Source organism: Streptomyces davaonensis JCM 4913 (assembly GCF_000349325.1).
Classification (GTDB): Bacteria; Actinomycetota; Actinomycetes; order Streptomycetales; family Streptomycetaceae; genus Streptomyces; species Streptomyces davaonensis.
Map to the genome: position 1 here is coordinate 317,842 of NC_020504.1, position 18,643 is coordinate 336,484.

The 18,643-nt window shown below is 71.3% G+C and carries 8 protein-coding genes and 2 pseudogenes; 7 read left to right on the forward strand and 3 right to left on the reverse strand.

Going from position 1 to position 18,643, the window contains the following annotated elements:
• Positions 1–123 precede the first annotated feature (123 nt).
• Both BN159_RS44695 and BN159_RS44700 read left to right on the forward strand, forming a co-directional pair.
• On the forward strand, positions 124–6,723 hold the full coding sequence (locus tag BN159_RS44695; RefSeq protein ID WP_015655094.1) for a hypothetical protein: 6,600 nt from the start codon (positions 124–126) through the stop codon (positions 6,721–6,723).
• A gap of 3 nt (positions 6,724–6,726) precedes the next feature.
• Entirely contained in the window at positions 6,727–8,328 is a 1,602-nt protein-coding gene (locus BN159_RS44700; protein WP_015655095.1) for a hypothetical protein, read from the forward strand.
• Positions 8,329–8,417: 89 nt separating this feature from the next.
• On the opposite strand, the gene BN159_RS42615 is transcribed toward BN159_RS44700, so the two are convergent.
• Together BN159_RS42615 and BN159_RS01470 are read right to left on the reverse strand one after the other, a co-directional pair.
• Entirely contained in the window at positions 8,418–11,318 is a 2,901-nt protein-coding gene (locus tag BN159_RS42615; protein WP_015655096.1) for a hypothetical protein, read from the reverse strand.
• A complete protein-coding gene (locus tag BN159_RS01470) occupies positions 11,315–14,095 on the reverse strand; it encodes a DUF6603 domain-containing protein (RefSeq protein ID WP_015655097.1) in 2,781 nt (926 codons plus the stop codon). The genes BN159_RS42615 and BN159_RS01470 overlap by 4 nt, the downstream gene beginning before the upstream one ends.
• Positions 14,096–14,324: 229 nt before the next feature.
• On the opposite strand from BN159_RS01470, the pseudogene BN159_RS43445 reads away from it, so the two are divergent.
• Positions 14,325–14,546 (forward strand): annotated as a pseudogene (locus BN159_RS43445) (transposase family protein); the annotation flags it as partial.
• Between the two features lie 15 nt (positions 14,547–14,561).
• On the opposite strand, the gene BN159_RS47380 reads toward BN159_RS43445, so the two are convergent.
• A complete protein-coding gene (locus tag BN159_RS47380; protein ID WP_408055029.1) occupies positions 14,562–15,041 on the reverse strand; it encodes a transposase in 480 nt (159 codons plus the stop codon).
• 129 nt (positions 15,042–15,170) lie between these two features.
• On the opposite strand from BN159_RS47380, the gene BN159_RS01475 reads away from it, so the two are divergent.
• The 4 genes and pseudogenes from BN159_RS01475 to BN159_RS01485 all read left to right on the forward strand — a co-directional run bounded on the left by BN159_RS01475 (position 15,171) and on the right by BN159_RS01485 (position 18,537).
• On the forward strand, positions 15,171–16,241 hold the full coding sequence (locus BN159_RS01475; protein WP_015655098.1) for a hypothetical protein: 1,071 nt from the start codon (positions 15,171–15,173) through the stop codon (positions 16,239–16,241).
• A gap of 344 nt (positions 16,242–16,585) precedes the next feature.
• Positions 16,586–16,663: pseudogene (locus BN159_RS47655) on the forward strand (IS5/IS1182 family transposase); the annotation flags it as partial.
• Between the two features lie 266 nt (positions 16,664–16,929).
• The gene (locus BN159_RS01480) at positions 16,930–17,931 is read left to right on the forward strand and encodes an ArsR/SmtB family transcription factor (protein ID WP_041818706.1); all 1,002 of its coding nucleotides are present in this window, start codon (positions 16,930–16,932) and stop codon (positions 17,929–17,931) included.
• Between the two features lie 195 nt (positions 17,932–18,126).
• Entirely contained in the window at positions 18,127–18,537 is a 411-nt protein-coding gene (locus tag BN159_RS01485) for a hypothetical protein (protein ID WP_015655100.1), read from the forward strand.
• The last annotated feature ends 106 nt before the right edge of the window (positions 18,538–18,643 follow it).

Sequence of the window (18,643 nt, forward strand, 5' to 3'; positions counted from 1 at the left end):
AAGAGCCGCGACGTCGACTCCTGAACCCCGAATCCATGAGCCCGGACCCCTACTCGGTTCCTCCGGCACGCACGGAGGTGCCGGAACGTCGCTCCGGACGGTCAGAGCCACCAGGGAAACGACATGGCCGAGATCAGAATCGACAGCAGTGGTCTCACCTTCACCAAGTTCTCCGTCTCAGGGCACAGTCCGGATCTCGTGGACGGGGCGACGGCTCCGGCGGTGTCGCTCGACCCGGGCATCTACGGAATCGAGCAGATCCCCGGCCGACCGGCGAGTTTCGAATTCCGTGTCACGCAGGAGGGGTTGGTGGACTTCGACGCGGCCCACGACGCCTTCCTCGGGGGGCGCGGAACTTCCTCACTCGTGCTGCGCGGCTTCCCCGTCACGCTCGACGGGCGCACCCTCTCCCATGACTTGGAGGCCTTTCTCCACGGCAGCTCGGCGCGGTTGGAGCGGGGCACGAGCCACGAGCTGAGACTGCTGCCGGCCGGGAGTTACGGATTCGTCCCCGGGCCACGGGTCGTGGTGCCGCTGTTCGACGTGGACGTGAGCGGGGCGGTGCGCCTGACCGAAACAGCGACACGGTGCGGCTCGGTGGGTACGTCAGCGGACGGCACGCCGGTCGTGACGATTCGTGGGTTCAAGGTCGCGATCGACGGCCAAGCCCTCTCCAGCGACCTCGAGGTCTTCCTGAACGGCAACTCCCAACAGCTCCCGCGCACCAACATCAACGAACTCGTCCTCATCCCCGCCCAGGGATACGGCTTCGTCCCCGGCCCCCGCGTCGCCGTCCCCGCCTTCAACCTCAACCCCGACGGCACCATCACCACCACCTCCACAACCGCCCAATGCGCCACCACCAGCACCACACCCGACGGCACCCCCCTCCTCACCATCCAAGGATTCAAGGTCGCCATAGACGGCCAAGCCCTCTCCAGCGACCTCGAGGTCTTCCTGAACGGCAACTCCCAACAGCTCCCGCGCACCAACATCAACGAACTCGTCCTCATCCCCGCCCAGGGATACGGCTTCGTCCCCGGCCCCCGCGTCGCCGTCCCCGCCTTCAACCTCAACCCCGACGGCACCATCACCACCACCTCCACAACCGCCCAATGCGCCACCACCAGCACCACACCCGACGGCACCCCCCTCCTCACCATCCAAGGATTCAAGGTCGCCATAGACGGCCAAGCCCTCTCCAGCGACCTCGAGGTCTTCCTGAACGGCAACTCCCAACAGCTCCCGCGCACCAACATCAACGAACTCGTCCTCATCCCCGCCCAGGGATACGGCTTCGTCCCCGGCCCCCGCGTCGCCGTCCCCGCCTTCAACCTCAACCCCGACGGCACCATCACCACCACCTCCACAACCGCCCAATGCGCCACCACCAGCACCACACCCGACGGCACCCCCCTCCTCACCATCCAAGGATTCAAGGTCACCATTGACGCGCGGGCGCTCTCCCACGATCTTCGGCCGTTCCTCAACGGCAACAACACGGTGCTCACGCGCTCCGCTGCTCATGAACTGGTCCTGATACCCGCTCAGGGCTACTTGTTCGTCCTGGCCCGGGGCGTCGCGGATCTACGGTTCGGGGTGGCCCCCGACGGACGGGTGACCATCCCGCCCGAGCACGCCGGATACACCGAGGTCACGGACCGCACCCTCACCATCCGCGGGTTCAAAGTGACCATCGACGCCCGCGCGCTGTCCCACGACCTCACACCCGAACTCCTGGGCCGGACCACAGGCGCCCTTCCTCGCGCCACCACCCACGAACTCACCCTCATCCCCAGCCAGACCTACATGTTCATCCTCGCCAGAGGCCTGGCCGACCTCCACTACGCCCTCACACGCGCCGGAGTCGTCGACCTGCCTGCCCAGTTCACCGCGTTCGCCGAGGCCAACGGTCGCACCCTCACCATCCGCGGGTTCAAAGTCACCATCAACGCCCGCGCGCTGTCCCACGACCTCACACCCGAACTCCTCGGCTGGACAGCGGGCCCCCTACCCCGCGCCACCACCCACGAACTCACCCTCATCCCCAGCCAGACCTACATGTTCATCCTCGCCAGAGGCCTGGCCGACCTCCACTACGCCCTCACCGTCGACGGACAGATCACCGTCGCTCCCCGGTTCCACGGCTTCGCGACGGTCTCCTGGCGCACGCTGACCCTGCACGGGTACCGGATCACGGTCGACGGGCGGGCTCTGGCTCATGACCTCATGCCGGAGCTGCTGGGGTGGACCGCGGGTGCTCTGTCCCGGGCCAGTGCCCACGAGCTGACCCTGATCCCGTCGGCGCAGTACAGCATGACCGGCGTCGGGGTGGCGGGTGTCCAGGTGCTGTTCAGTGTCGGGACGGACGGCACGGTGGTCATCGCGGCCGGGCCTGAGGGGCTGCTCATCTTCCTGTCCGGTGCCGCCGTTCCCCGGGAGAACCCCTTCGCCTTGCGTCGGGCCCTGGACGAGGCACGGCTGCAGCGTGACGCCAAGCAGGCCGATGTGGACGCGCGGGCGGTCACGCTCGACCGGATCCACGCATGGAACGCGACTCCGGAACAACCCTTCGAACGTTCCCGGCGTAGCATCGTGCGCTCCGCCGAGGAGAAGCAGCAGCGCCTGGTGACGGAACTCGACGGTTTCCGGGCCGAGTACACCGCCGCCGACCTGCGGCTGACCGCCGCTCTCGACGGGGAGGAGCCGCTCTTCACCTCCGACAACACGGCACCCATCGCCCTGTTGCCCGTACGCATCGAGACCAAGTGGACGGACGACGGCCGCGCGATCAAGGTGCGTGTGTATCCCGACGACATCCACATCGACGCGTTCGACCCGGCGCTGACCCCTGTCGAGCTGGAGGCGGCGCGCGCCTACTGGGCCGACCCCGGCGAGCATGCCTGGCAGGAGCTCCTCCGTAAGGTCAGCGCGCCGAGGGCCGCCTGGGCGACCCGGGCCGCGCGGCCGGGCGCGCCCGCGCCGGGGTTGCGTGAGCCCCGGCGGCGGCGCGCGCCTCGGGTGACGACGCTGCCCGCCCGCTGGCGCTTCCTGGGGCTGGTCGACGGGAGGGTGGCTGTCGACAGGACGGGAGCCGACATTCCCGACCCGCTGCCGCTCGGCCTGCTCGCGGCCGACGAGTCCGCGCCGGATCACGAACACGCGGAATGGGCCATCGACTTCGATGCGGCTCTGGCCGCCGGGATGGGCACCGTACTGACGCTGCCGGCGGAGTTCGACCATCTCGACGAGCTCTTCGTCATCGGGGTGAGCGATCTGTCGCCCGAGGACGGGGCGGCCGAGCTGCGGCGGTGCCTCCGCGGGCACGCGTTCGGCGACGGACTCGGCTTCCTCGCCCCGGGGACCCCGACGAACAACACGCCCGAGACCACGTCCGCCTGGTCCTCGCGTCCCACCCCGATGCCTCCGGGCCCTCCCCCGGTCCTGGCGGACCGCACCGACGCCTCCCGCCTCGCCCGCGCGCTGGGGCTGAGCGACGCCGGCTTCCTCGCCGAATGCGCGGGAGCCGCGCACGACGGCGACGGGCCGGTCGCCGCGCTGTCGCTGCTGAGCTGGTGGACGGTGCTGTACGAGATGCAGATCGAGGCGATCACGCCCGACTCGGGTGTGTCGCGGCCGGATGCCGAGCGCCGGGCCGCCCACGAGCTGTGGGTGAGGGTCAGGAACCACCTGGCGGAGCACGTCCGCAGCCGGGGCCCGCTGCCGACGGTGCGCGTCGGACGCCAGCCTTACGGGCTCCTCCCGGTGACGGCGCTCGACGAGTGGGTGCCGGACCGGGACGACGGCGTCGACGGACTGCTGCTCCCCTGGCTGCAGCGGCTGCGGCACCACTGGCGGGCCGCGCTCACACCGGGGTGGGTCCCGAGGGTGACCGACGGGACGCCGGCCGACTGGCTGGCCGCGGACATCCTCAGCCGGCTTCCCGTCTCGAACGACCTGGTGATCCGGCGCGAGACCACGGCGAGGGGCGGGCGGGAGAAGTTCGACAAGATCCACCTGCGGGCACCGAGCCCGGCCATCGCGCTCTCCGGCGTCCGTTCGGGACTTCGCTGGACGATTCCGTCGGACGAGATCAGCAACATCGCCTGGACCTCGAACACGACCGAACCGAACTACGCCTTCGTGCCGCAGCGCCTCGCGCCGAACGCGGCCAAGTACGGCGTCCTGTTCGAGGACAGCCGGCGCCGGCTCGCCGACGCCGTGGCGTTCCTCCGTGGCGAGCTGACGCAGGAGCAGTTCCTGGCGCGCTGGCCGATGACGAGTACCGGGGAGCCTTCCCCCGACCGGCTTCCGACGATCTTCGGGCACTTCCGCTTCGGTACCGCCACCACGGCCACCGACCTCGTACCGCTGATGGTGAACGGCGACGGCAGGGACGTCTTCCTCACCAACGTCGACGGCTTCATCGGCGACGGGTTCGACCTCGCGTTCGACATCCCGAACGCCGTGGACCTCGCGATCCGCAAGCGGCTGCAGGAGGGGGCGGGCAGCGCGGGCGCGGCCGCGGTCCTGGAGCGCGCGCGTGAGGCGCTCCCGTCGGCGGGTGTGCTGATCAACGGCCTGCACGCGCTCGCGGGCGTGCCGGCGGACGGGTTCCTGCCGCTCGCCTTCGAGTTGTTCGACGTCTGCTCGCACCGGTGGGACGCGTGGGCTACGTCCCTGGCCGCCAAGAGGCTGAGCGAGACCCGGGCGGCGGGCACGTCGGGGATTCGTCTCGGCGGATACGGCTGGGTGGAGAACCTGTATAAGGGTTCGGCACGGCCGTCGGACGGCTTCATCCACGCCCCCTCCCTCCACCACGCGGCGACCGCAGCCGTGTTGCGGTCCGGGTTCCTCGCGCATCGCGACGCGGGGTCCCCGGACGCCGCGGAGGCGACCTCTCCACTGGCCGTCGACCTGACCTCGCGTCGTGCCCGGATCGCCCGCTGGCTGCTGGGCGGGGTCAGGCGCGGTCAGAGCCTGGGCACCCTCCTCGGGTACCGCTTCGAGCGCGCGCTCCACGACGCGGGTCTGGACGTGCAGAAGGCCCCGTTCCGCCGGGCCTTCCCGGCCCCCGTCGCGCACGAGCCCACGGCGGGCGAACCCGAGCCGGAGCTCTGGGAGCGCAGCGCCGAGGCGATCGCCGCGCGGAACGTCGTCGACGGCATCGCCCTCGCGCGGGCGGTCTCGGCCGGCACCGTCGACACGGTGCTGGCTGGCCACGGCCTTCCCCCGGCCGATCCCCGGGTCCGGCCCGCCCTCGACGAGCTGGTGGACGCCCTCGACGCGGTGAGCGACCTGCTCCTGGCCGAGAGCGTCCACCAGCTCGTCGGCGGCAACCCGCTGCGGGCAGGTCTCTCCGCGGACTCGCTGGGCGCGGGTCAGCACGTGCCGGACCGGTTCGACCTCCTGCGCACCCCGCAGCGCGGCCGGGCCGTCACGCACCGGATCGCGGCCGTGCTGCCTCCCCCGTCCTCACGGCCCGCCGGCTGGGGTACGGACGCTTTCTCCGCGCTCGAACCAAGGGTGGACGCGTGGGTGGCCCATCTCCTCGGCCCCGCGGCCGGGTGGCGTCTTGCCGGGACGGTCAGAGCCGGGGAGGAGGCGCCGCGGCCCTTCGACGTCACCCTGGACGAGGTCGGATTCAGCGCGCTCGGTCTGGTGCTCGACGTGGCGGGAAGCGCGCACCGCAGACTGCACCGGAGGATCGGGGAACTGGCGGGAGTGCCGGGGGCGGCGGTCTCCATCCGTACCGGGTGGGACGGACTGCGCGCGGTCACCGGCCGTGTCCAGGGCCTCCTGGTCGGCGCGGGACCACTGCTGCCGGCCCATGTGCTCGACGAGCAGGACCCGCTGCCGGCGCCGGACGTCGAGAACGTACGCGTACGGGTCGCCGGTTTCGTCGCCGCGGTCTCCGACGCCGAGCGGCGCGGGGCGCTGGGAATCGACGGCGACCCCGCGCGCCTGGCCGAGCTGGCCGGGGACGCATCGGGCCCCGGCTGGCTGAACGAGGTCACGCGCGTGCTCGCGGAGTTCCTCGGCAGCGGTCTGCCGCTCGCACCGCCCCTTCCCGGGGTGTCCCTGCCGGCGCCGGCTCCCGGCGTGACCGGCACGGCCGTGGCCGACTGGGTGCGCCGCTTCGGTGCGGTCCGGCCGACCGTGCGGACCTGGCACGAGACGCTGCTGCTCGCTGAGGCGCGCGCCGGCCGCCCGAGCCGTCTCACCTCCTCGCAGTCGCCCGCGGGCGGCGCGTGGATCGGCGGCTCCTTCGAACCGCTCGAACGCCCGTCGGCACGACGCCATCTGGTGTGCCACGCGCCGGTCGCCCCGAGCGGCTCCGAGCGGCTCACCGGCATCGTGTGCGACGAGTGGGTCGAGGTGCTGCCGGGAGCGGACGCCCTGGCCGCGAACCGGACGAGGGCCGACGGCGTCCCCGCCGAGTCGGAGCTGACCGGGGTCTCGTTCCACTTCGACCGTCCCGACGCCAAGGCGCCGCACGCGGTCCTCGTCGCCGTACCGCCCCATCCGGTGCGCGGCTGGACGGCGGACGGCCTCGCGCTGGTGCTGCGCGACACCCTGGAGCTCGCCAAGATGCGCGCCGTCGACCTGGCCGACCTGCCCCTGCTCACCGACGTGCTCCCCGGGCTGCGAGTGGGAGAGTTCGGGACGACGGCCCTCGCAACGATGATCCGGGACCACTGGATCGAGCTGGCAGAGGAGTAACCGATGCCCCGCAGGACCTTCGAGCACAGCGGAGCCTCCAGGTTCCGGCTGGAGCCCCTGTCCCGTACGAACGAGGTGGCCTCCGGGATCTCGGCGCGGGTGCATGATCCCGCCTGGGCCCTCGCCCGCCAGTGGCAGTTCGGCGAGTTCGCCGGCCAGGACGCCGGATCACCCGTCCTCGCGCGGATCGAGGGGCACAGCACCCTCGTCTCGGCGTGGCGCCCGACGGTGAGCGACGACCCTGCGGTGGTCGCCTCCTGGGTGCCGTACGACCCGGCGGCGGGCCCGCTCGACGCGGTGGTCGAGTCGGAGGACGGCACGGTGCCCGACGAGTACCTCCGGGTCGAGGGAGGGGCGCGTTTCGTACGGCTGGTGCACGAGGCGGGGCAGTCGGCGAAGCTGCCCCAGGTGCTCGCCGAGTACCGCTTCGATCCGGTGCCCGACGGGACCACGAGCCTGGTCGCCCTGCTCGCGCCCCGGGTGCCCGACGCCCGCGCTCTGGCCGAGGACCTGGCCGGCGGCGGGCTGCGGGTCTCGGGCCTGGCGGACGTCGGGGAGCGCTGGCTCGACTGGTGGCGCGGCGTCGCCCCTCCGGAGACGCCCGGGACGGACGCGTTCGACCCGCACCGCTTCGAGTACCGCTCGGACTTCTCCTTCGGCGACCGCGTCCTGCACGCCGAGGAGTACCTCGGCGACGGCCTGGACTGGTACAGCGTCGACGTCGACCCGTCGGCGACGCCCGCGCCCGCGGCCCCCGTACGGAACTTCACCCAGGAGGTAGTCCCGTCGACCGTGCGCTTCGGCGGGATACCGGCGGACCGCTTCTGGGAGATGGAGGACGCGCAGATCAACCTGGGCGCGACGGACGTGTCGAGCCTGGACACCGGCCGACTGCTGTTGATCTCGTTCGCCGAGGTCTACGGGAACGACTGGTTCCTGTTCCCCCTGGAGGTCCCGGTCGGCTCGATCACCACGCTCGACAGCATCGTGGTCACCGACTCCTTCAACGGCACCCACACCGTCGAACGGGCGGGGCGCGGCGATCCCCGGTGGAACCTGTTCACCATCACCGGTTCCGACGACGGACTGCTGATGATGCCGTCGGGGCGGGGGGCCGTCGGCGAGTCCCTGGAGTCCGTGGCGCTCGCGCGCGACGAACTCGCCAACCTCGCCTGGGCGATCGAGAAGACGGTCACGCTCGCCGGCGAACTCGTCGACCGCAGGGAGCGCTGGCTGCGCATCGCCCCGGAGGGGCCGCCGCACAACGACATCGGTTCGTACGCCGTCCAGACCGTCGTCCCGGACTACTGGCTCCCGCTCGTGCCTCACGCGCTCAGCGCACAGGCGATCCGGTTCGCGCTGGTGCCGTTGCTGCAGCCGGGCGCGGAGTCGAAGCCGCGCGGCCAACTCCTGCGCCCGGACCACTGGGTGCACGAGGAGGAGGTGCCGCGCGAGGGTGCCCTGGTCGTTCGGCGGCCCGTGCTCGCGCGGTGGTTCGACGGTTCCTGGCACGTATGGGTGCGGCGCGAGAAGAACCCCGGCGGCGGCGAGAGCTCCAGCGGTCTGCACTTCGACATCGTGCGGCCGTCGGAGACGTGGCCATAGGCCGCACCTACGGTACGGCGCTGATCCACGGCTCCCCGGGGAGCCGTGGATCAGCGCCGTACCGTAGGTGGATCAGGCCTGTCGGCCCCTCACCCCGTCAGCATCGTCTTCGCCGAGAACGCCACCTGGAACGGTCGCTGAAACAGGATCCGCGCGAAGTCGGCGGCGTCGAGCCCCTCCCACCGGGGAGGGTCGAGCGGAGCGGCGATCGTCGGCGGCAGGCCGCCGACGACGCGCGGGACGACGAAGCCGTTCACCTGCGGCACCTCGTCCCACGTCAGGTCGGGCCAGGAGACGAACGGCGGCGAGGCGTCGGTCCGCTTGTCGAAGCCGAACTGGGCCGCGCGCATGGGTTCGCGCACCACGAACATCCAGTGTTCGGCGGCGGCCTGGGCCACGGTCAGGCCCTCGAAGCCGTAGAGATTGGTCCGCTCGTCCACGGGCAGGACGAACCTCGGCTCCTGCCATGTGACCCCGGCGCCCTCCACCGTCCGGTTGACGGATTTCGCGGCGAGCACGATGGTGCCCGGATAGCGGCGCAGCACCTCAGCGCGGATCAGGAGGACCAGGAGCTTGGAGTCGGCGCTCGGGTCGTGGTCGCCGAGCTTGTCGTCGGGCCGCCATCGGGCGATCTCGCCGTAGCCGGGGGCCGCGCCTCCGGGGGGCCAGAACCGCGAGAACGGAGTGCCCGCCTCGTCCGTCGGGTACTCCCGCCAGCGCAGCTCCCGGTTGAACTCCTGGTTGAGTCCGACGAGGAGGGCCTCCACGAAGGCCGGATTGGGTTCGAGCAGGGCCGAGCGGTCGTCCGGGAAGTTCGTGATCCCCGGGACAGCCCATTCCGGCCAGCGGGCGAGGAGTTCGGCGGCGATGGGGAAGCCGAACTCCGGGTGCCGCATGAGGGGGCGCAGCGGACGCGGGTCGTCGGCGGTGCGGCCGGACATCACCGCCCCGCCGAGGAGCGTCGTCATGTGGTCCATGGTCCGTGGCATGGGGCGGACCCGACTGCGGATGCGGCCCACGAACTCGCCGCCGGTCATGCCGAGGCCGGTGTCGGCGAGGAGGGCCGAGGACTCGTCCGCGCCGATCAATCGGCGGGCTCCCCGTACGAGCACGGTCCGGTGCGTCTCGCGCGGGCTGCGGTCGACCGCGGCGTGGGTCGCCTGATCGAAGATGGCCTTGAGTCTGTCCCGGGGGTTTCCGAACTCCGGGAACATCGCCAGCGGGCCCTCGCCCGGTTCGATGAAGTCGACGCACACCATCCACATCGTGAAGATGAGGTGGCCGAGCGTCCTGGTCGAGAACGCGGCCGCCGGGTCTCCGAAGACGGTCTGCCGCGTCAGCGGCCCCTGCACCGTCCCGGTGGCCGCGGGGAGTGCCTCCGGCCTCACTCCGGCGAGCCAGGTGACCGGCAGGCTGGTCTTGGGGGCGTCCATCGCCTCGCTGAGGAAGGCCGAGGTCGGCATCGCGCCGCCGGCGTCCAGTTCGGCAGTCGTCCGCCCGGTGCGGCGGCGGAGGGCGCCGCCGGGCCGGGTGAGCCGGACGAACGCCGTGGACGCCGCGCCCCGCGGAACGGCGGAGGGGGCGAGGACGGCCTGCACCGGGACGGTTCCGTCCGGCTGCTCCATGCCGTCGCGGTACAGCGTGGCGAGCTCCGTCAGGGCGGCCGTCTTCATCGTGCCGAGGTGCTTGGCCTGCGCGGCCTCGGCGGCCGCCGCCGCGAGCTCTCCGGCCGCGAGGGCCTGGTTCGCCTCGTCGGCCTGCCCGATCTGCTCCCAGGCCCGCGCCATCAGGAACTCCTGTTCCAGTTGGACGTACCGGGCTCCGATCGCCGCGGCGATCCGGTATTTCACCTGGGTGTTCAGCTGTCTCATCCAGCCGCCGGGCGGCACCGTCTGCACGCCGCTGTGGTGGCTGCCGTAGAGGGGCGCCGCCACCGCCTTCTCGTCCCGGTCGGGCGGGGAGCCGACGTGGTCGGGCAGCCTCCGTGAAGCGGGGGCGTCGAGGTGGTCAGTGACGAGTTCGCGGAACTTGTCCATGCTGGGCCGATGGGTCCACTCCTCGTCCGCGGTGTCGGTGCCGGGGAGGGTGAGGGCCCCGTGGACGGGGACGGTGACCTCGTCGGGGGCGATGCCCTTGAGGAGGTCCTCGTGCGGCCACGGGTGGCGCACGTCGACGGTGCGGGAGCCGAAGCCGAGTCCCTTCAGCCTGTCCGTGCGCACGGGCTTGATCCGGCGGGCGAGGTCCTCAAAGGAGGAGCCCTCCTTGCCGGTGCGGAACCGCCAGGCGTGGTAGACGGGCAGCGTGATCTGGCTCTGGCCGGGTGTCCAGGCCGCCGCGGCGCCGTCCGGGGGCGGAGGTTCGCCGAGTCCGGCGGCGCGGCCGGCCTTCGTGGTGGGGACCACGCAGGCCAGCCAGTCACGTTCCGGGTCCAGTCTGCGTGGACAGACGAGTCGGGCGACCACGTCGTCCACACCGCTGCGTACGTCGCGGGCGACGGCGTCCTGCGGTGCCTCGCCGTCCTCTACCCGGGCCTCCACGTGCGCCCATGCCCACGACTCGGCCAGGTCGGGCAGGGCGCTGCCCGGCGCCGTGACGACGTGCGTGAGGGTCCCGGGTGCCAGGTCGCCCTCGTCGTCGCGGAGCACGAGCAGCGTCAGCCAGGGCAGCCGGCTCGCCGCAGGGAGGCTGAGCAGCCAGGGGAGGCTCGCGTCCGAGAACTCGATGTGGGCGAAGTACTCGGGCACCGCGTCCGTCGCACCGTCGGGCGGCTCGCTGCGCACGACGACCGACCGGTCGAAGCCAAGGGCGTCGCCGGGGCCGAGGAGCTGGAGGCTGGGGCCCGGGGGGTCGGGGAACGTCTCGGCGGGGCCGCCGTCGACCGTTCTGGTGATCTTGGCGGCGGGGGTGAAGAGCGGCCGTGCGTCCTTCACCGAGGCTGCGTCGGCGGCGGCGCCGAGCGTGACGGATGCGAGGAACCAGCGTCGGCTCATGTGTGGATCTCCACTCGTGTCGTCCCGATCGGCCGCTGGGCCGCCCGCCAGCGGTCGGCCCGCTCGGCGGCGCCCACCGGTCGGGCGAAGCTCTCGAGGGTGAACAGGCCCGTGCCGGGCAGGGGCTTGCCGTTGGCCGGGACCGCGAAGCCGGTGAACCATGCGGATTCGACCTCGTATCCGGTCTCGTAGCTGTCGTCGACGAGGTGCCGTTCACCGGGCCGGACGTCGCTGCCGGCCAGTCGTACGCCGCTCGGCAGGTCCATGAAGGCGTCGCTCGTGAGCTGCTGCTCGTCGGTCAGCGCGAAGTACTCACCGGGTACGAACCGTTCGGTGGCCGGTCCGAACGTGGGAAGCGGTGTCCCGGAGGTCCGCTCCACCGGTTCGAGCCGCCACGACTGCGCGGGGACGCCGAGCCGGTGGAAGCGCTGGACGAGGGTCTCCAGCGGGACGATCCGCTGGCTGAGCCGGAAGGTCGCGTCGGGCATGGCCACATCGCCCTTGGCCAGCGCGGCGTTCGCCGCTTCGGTGAAGCGGACGCCGGACCTCTGGGCGGCCGGGGGCTCGGCCGTCCACGCGTCGGGCCTGGCCAGCGCCTCCCGCAGGAGCGGAAGGATGTCCTCGGCCTTCTGCTCGATCGCCCGGGCGTCGCCCCACCGTTCGTCGAAGTCGAGCGAGACGTCCCAGAAGAGGACGGAGATGCTGCCCGTGCCGAAGGCGTGCCAGGGAGCGGGTCCCTCCAGGGTGAAGTCGAGCCCGACGCTGGCCAGCCGCTCTCCGAAGGCGAGCACGGCGACGCCGGCGAAGATGTGCACGGCAAAGGAGAGGGTGGGCTCCCACACGAAGAGGGCGTCGAGACCGAGGTACCCCTCGACGCCGCATCCAGCGATCGTCGCGTCCAGGCTGAGCTGTGCGCCGAACTGCAGGGAGTTGGAGGTCAGCGCCAGGTATGCCTCGGCCCGCAGGCGGATGACGGGACCGCCGAGCTCCATGGCGAGCCGGCGCAGGGCGGGTACGCCCGGGGGGCGGACGAAGCGGGGATGGAATCCGCCGGCGGAGAGGACGAACGCCGCGTCCCGGCCACCGCGGAAGAGGAGGTAGCACTCACCGCTGACCGGGGTGCCGACGATCGTGGAGCCGGTCAGCGTCGCGAGCAGTTCGACGGCCGGTACGGAGGGGTCGATCGTGCCGAAGACGTTGGCCTGGATCCGGACGAGCGGCAGGACGGGGTCCGGTACGGCGATGAGGATCCGGCCCAGGAGCAAGGTGCGCACCGGTGCCGGGAGGTCCATGACGAGGGCGGCCGAGAGGCTGACGATGCGTCCGCCCCAGGTGATGCGGAGCATGGGGCCGACGACGAACCTGTCGCGGGCGACGGGGAAGCAGGCTTCGAGGGAACCCGCGATCTCGTCGGCACGGGCGACGACGTTGCCGGGGAAGAGGATCCGGTCGGCGTTTCCCGCGAGGACGAGGTCCCGCAGCCGGTTCTCGTCCACGCGCCGGTTGAGGCCGACGAGGCCGCCGACCGCGTCCAGGGCGAAGCCGAAGCCCAGCTGGATGCCCGGGTAGCCGAACTCCGCCCCGAGCAGGACGAGGAACGACAGCTGCTGCCCGTCGACGGGGAGTTGCAGCAGACCGAAGGCCTGGACCCGGACGAAGCCGAGGTCGATGTCCAGGGCACCCGCGTAGGCGCCGCCACCGGGTCCGCCGCGCTCCTGGACGCTGCCCCCGCCGCCGACCGCGCCCAGTTCGAGCCCGATGCCCATGCCCGTGGGGAAGGCCGCATCAAGGCGGTCGGTGTCGATCCCGATGCGGTCGCCGAGCAGGCTGACCGGCACCTGTAGACCGAGGCCGTCGAGGGCCGCGGTGAGGGGCAGGACGGGTGGTTTCGCGAGGGCGGACAGGGTGGGCCTCAGCAGCAGTCCGTTCTCGTCGTGGTCGAGTTCCACGGCGAACCGGCGTGTGGTGACGCCGGGCAGGCTGATGTTCACCGGACGCTGCAGCCGTACACCGCCCTCCGCGAACCGGAGGCCGTCGGCGCGGCTGGCATGGATCCGGATGTCGGTCTTCTCGGTGGTGGCGCCTCCGCCGTCCCCCAGGAAGGTGGCGAGCGCGGACGGGAGCACCGCGACCTGGAAGTCCGTGACTCCCAGGGTGGCGACGAGGGGCCCGCCGGGTGTGACGGCCACACCCACCGCTATGCCGTCCGTCGAGACGTGCGGCCCGTCGGCGGGGCCGCCGGTCAGCGCTCCCTTTCGGGTGGCGGTGATCGTCGCGGTGCCCACGGGAGGGACGGGTGGGGAACCGGGTGAGTAGCTCGCGTTCCAGACCTGCTGGGACCGGACGTCGAGGGTCACCTGCCACTCCGAGCCCGCGTCGCCGAGCGTGTGGTTGAATGCGGCGCCCGGACTGACGACGACGTCGAGGGTCGGTCCCCGGCCGTCCGGGCCGGGGGTGATCGCGAGGACGGCGCGTGAGCCGGTCGTTCCGAGGACGAGGGCCAGGCCCCTGGCCGACCCGGGCGCCCGCTGCCACCCGTGGGCGTGGACGGTCGCGGCGGCCGAGGTGACGTCGCCGAGCATGTCGCGGAGCAGCCCCAGGAGTGCGTGGCCGTCGGGGAGGTCCGTGAGGGGTTCCAGCAGCCTGCCCTGGAGGGCTTCGCCTTCCCCGTCGAGGCGCTGGAGGCCGGCCAGCGGGTTCGCCAGGGAGTCGACGGCGTCGTCGGCGAGGCGCCACAGCTGCGGGGCCGCCTTCTCCAGAAGTGTCTTCGGGTCCATCGGTACGGACGCCTCCTTGCGGTCGGAGGCCGACGATGGCCACGACCGTCGGTGATCGCGAGGCTTCCCCAGGTGATGGCGACCTGTGAGACACGGCAGGGAGATCATCCGGCCCGGCGCGACGGGGAACCCCGCTCCTTCAACCGTAGGCCCCGGTCCGGGAGATGGCGACTCCTGGCGGAGCGGCCCGGAGGTCCGGTGCGCGGGCCGCGTCAGACGTCGTCCTTTGCTCTCGCCCGCGTTGCCCGGCCGGGCTCACGACCTGACCGCTGCCCGCACCCACCGGATCATCCGCATCTGCGAGCGCCAGGGCGTCCCCATCCTGGCCGACCTCGCCTACCAGGGCGGCGGCCCCTGGGTGAGTACCGGCTTCAAACGCAGGCCCCTGAAAGAACTCAGCCTCACCGAGAATACCGTCAACCGGGCCCTGGCCGCGGCGCGTTCCCAGGTCAGGCTGCCCCGGCTTCTACCGGGCCGCTGCGACGGCCCGGCAGCGAAGGTCTTTCACCCCCACTCGATGGTGTGGCGCCTCGTGGCGCACTTTGCGGTTGTAGAACCGGCGGGACTCGTCGCACCGTCGGAAGCTGAACAGCACGGAGGTGCAGAAGACGCGCTGGAGGCGTCGGCCGTAGCGCGTGGGGCGGTGCAGATTGCCACTGATCTTCCCGAAGTTGCGGGGCATCGGGGAAACGTCAGCAAAGGCGGCCAGCGCGAGCGCGGAGAGCGTGGACGAGCTCCTCGAAATCGCCCGGACCACCTGACGACAGCTCAGACAGGCCCCCAGTCCCGGCGATCCCCCACCCCGGGGGCATGAGCGTCTGGTACGTGCGCCGGTTCCCAAGGAGGTCCCAGAGGTTGCACTCCTGGAGTTTTCCAGCTGCGGAAGGCCCGCGCTGGCGCTAACCTGCGACTCAACGTAGCGACGTGTCCGTGACGTTGCTACCAATCGCGCTTCTTTTCATCCTTTGGAGTCGCGCCCCCAGCGTGGTTTCTTATCGGCACCGGCCGGACGCGCCAGCGGCGGTACGCACCGGCTTCTTGGCATGGGCTTCGGAACTCGACTGTGGGGGCGATCATGAGCTGGTCCTTCATCGTTCAGATCACCGATTGCGCTAGCGGCCGGCCCGTCGACGGTGCGACCGTCCACGTCAAGGGCTACTACGAATATGAAGACCAGGTCCCGGCCGAGAGCTGGACCGCTATAGCGGACGGCCAGGGGCGGTTGGCCATCGAGGCCATGGACAGCGTGATCGTGGTCGACGCGCTCGTCGGCAAGCCGGGATACGTGGCCGGGCTACTCCGCTTCGAGCCGGACGCGGCGGGCACCATCGTCCAAGGCTGCCTTCAACCTGCGGCCGCATCGAGTGGCACCAGGCGGCCCGAGGCGCTGCGTGTGACCGGCTGGGGCGAGGCCCATGTCGACATCGAGTGGTGGAACCCCGAGCCATATCAGGACATCCTGGTCGGCTGGTCGGACGCGACAGTGTCGCCGGGCGTCCATAACCAGCAGGAACTGCCGGGCAGCGCGACCGCTGCGAGGCTGAGCATCCCGCTCGCCCAGGAGCACGCCTACGACCTCAAGGTGGAGGGCTACGGCTCGGCGCACGGCTGGTCGGGGTGGACCCAGATCGTCTGGACTCGCCCCGCCGACGGACCGATCCCGGTCGACGCAGAATCCCAGCCGCTGTGGCGCTGGTGCGAGAAGTGCAAGGGCCTCATCTACGCGGACGCAGCTGCGACCAGCATGTCTGTCGGAGTCGTCACCGGCTTCAACCGCGACTGCAATGCAGGCGGCGTCCACCGCGTCACGCACAGCGGCAAGTACGAGCCGTTCCACGGCCCGCAGGCGCCGAGCCTCGTGGGGCGGACCCAGGTGGGCTGGCGATGGTGCCGGGCATGCAGCGCCCTGTTCTACATTGGGTACGGCTCGGGCGCCTGCAATGACGGTGGTGGCCACGACGCGGTCGAAAGTGGGGACTACTACCTCTACTACGAGCGCAACCCCCCTGGGACGCAGGCGAACTGGCGTTGGTGCAACCGATGCCAGTCGCTCGCGTTTGACGACGGCGTGCCGGGCGTCTGCTTCGACCGCGGAGCGCACGACTACGGCGGCTCCGGGAACTACGCCGTGGTGCACTTGCCTTAGCTCGTTTTCTTTCTTCTGGCCTCGAACGGTGTCCCGAACGCGGTCACTGACCTGGCATTCGCCGGGCATGAGGGCAGCCCGCGTCTGATCCTGTGCTCTGTCACGAGGAGAACCAGTCGAAGGCCGTTGTCATGAGTGTGGTGTGCCCGGATGTCCGGCGGGACGTGGTGAGCCCTTCGTATGGTCGACCCGCCCAGGGGCGTCGGGTGTGGCTTTCACGCTTCTGCCCGCGTGGCCCCTGATCGGGTGATGCGGCGATCCGCGCGGGCGCTCGGGAGAACGGACGAGGCTCCCCGGCGGTTGAGCAGGTTCTCACGCCACAACTCGCTCGCAAGGAAGCCTCGTTGGTCGCCTGTCCTGCCGCACTCGACCTGCCCCATGCCCTCGTTGAGCTCGTCACCATGCTCATCGTCGTGCACGAGCCCGTATGCGACATCGGCGTGGCCGCCGGTCAGGTGTCGGGTGCGTGATGCTGCCGCGCATGCCTGCGGCGACGCGTGGTCAGCCTGTCGTACTCGAAGTCGAAGTGCACGCCCCCCGACATCCGCCAGTACGGCCGCTGGCGTTCACCGGCTCGAACGCGAGGCCGACGAACGGGTCCTGCGCCTCGACGCCCGATTGGGCGGCACGAGGTGGGGCAGGCTGAGGGGCGTTCACGCACTCCCCTTCGGCGGCAGGAGACCGGCAGTTGTTACGCGTTCACTTCACTGCGGAAGACCTCGCCAGGACCCGGGTGGCCGCGACCATCGGCGTCGCGGCCGAGGTCTACTACAGCCTGGAGCTACTGAGAGGCAACCGGGTGCCTACGCACCTCCGCACTTGGCGCTCGGCGGTCGCGGGCAGGGCGGGGGCCGACACACTCCCCTTGACATCCCTGGTCCCGACGCGCGGTCCCGGACTTGATCTGCTGGCCCTGACGGGCGATGTGCCCTCTCTGGACCACGCCGTGGACAATCTGCTGCATGCCCCGGTGTCCCAACTACGCCGCGAGATCGAGTGTCTCAACTTCCGTCCCGGACAACTGCCGTGGGCCAGACGGGTGGCGGAGGGCGACCGTGACGCGCTGCGGGAGCTGGCGAAGGCCCTGCGCGCCTGCCACCGACTGACCGTGGAGCCCTACTGGGACAGAGGACGGTCCGAACTGGTCGCGCTGTCCACCCGTAGCGCGAACCTCATGCTGGAGGGAGGCGTCGATCTCCTGCTGCGCTCGATCTGTGCACCACTGGTCCGCTGGCGTCCGCCGGCGCTCGAAGCCCCCTACCCGCGCCGAGTCGATGTGCACCTCCAGGGGCGGGGACTCATCATCACGCCCACGGTCTTCTCGAAGCACCCGGTGAGTTTCCTGTGGGACCCGCTCGACACCGCTCAGCCACCCCGCCTGACCATACCGGCCCTCCGCCGACCACTGACCGGCACCGGAGCGGCGGAGCCGGACGGCGCGACCGTCCGGAACCTGGAGTCCCTGCTCGGCCGCACCCGAGCCGCCGCCCTGCGAGTGACGACGGAAGGCTGCACGACGAGCGAACTGGCCCGCCGCCTCAACGTCACGGCCGCCGCGGCCAGCCAGCACGCGACCGTGCTGCGCGACACGGGCCTCATCACCACCAGCCGCCGCGGCGGCTCCGTACTCCACCTCATCACCCCGCTCGGGCTGGCCCTGCTGTGGACCGGCGCACTGACGCAACCGTGACGGCGTGAGGACGCCGCGAATGAACGGCGCCACCCCTGTCACACACCACCGAACAAGCGCACCGAGGTGTGTGAGGTACTGCCGCACCCACCCCCCAGCAGCCCCTTTAAGCTGTGGCTTAAAGGATGGGCAACGGATGGTCGACCTGCCCAGGATGTGAGGCGACAACCGACTCGTCCCGTTCTGGAGGACCACTTGAAGACCCGACTCGCCACCGCCGCCGGCGCCGCCGTTCTGACCGCGGCCACCGTACTGGGAGCGCCGGCCGCGGGCGCGCAGACCGCGGCGTACCCGACCACGCCCATCACAGGCGTCTCGTATGGCGCCAGCTACGTCAGCGGCACTCTGACCTGGTACAACCGGTCGGTCGGGGTCGACGGAGCACTCCGGGCCGTCGGCTGCCGCAGGGCGTGGGTCGGCACGTACGACGCCTCGGGTAGCCTCCTCGGCGCCAGGAGCACCAGTACCAAGTGCGACGTGACGTATTCGCTCGACGACTTCCCGTCAGTCCCCGCAGACGTGCCCGGCGGGGCCGCGTACGTCGTCGTGTGCCTTGACGACGCCAGCGCGTCCCCACTCGATTGCGAGCCGTTCTACCGGCCCTGACCACTCCGACCACTCGATAAGTGACCTTGCGCCGACACACATACCCGGCCCCGGGGCGGAACGACACGCGCCGCCCCGGAAGCTGATCCCGTCGCCCGACGAGGCA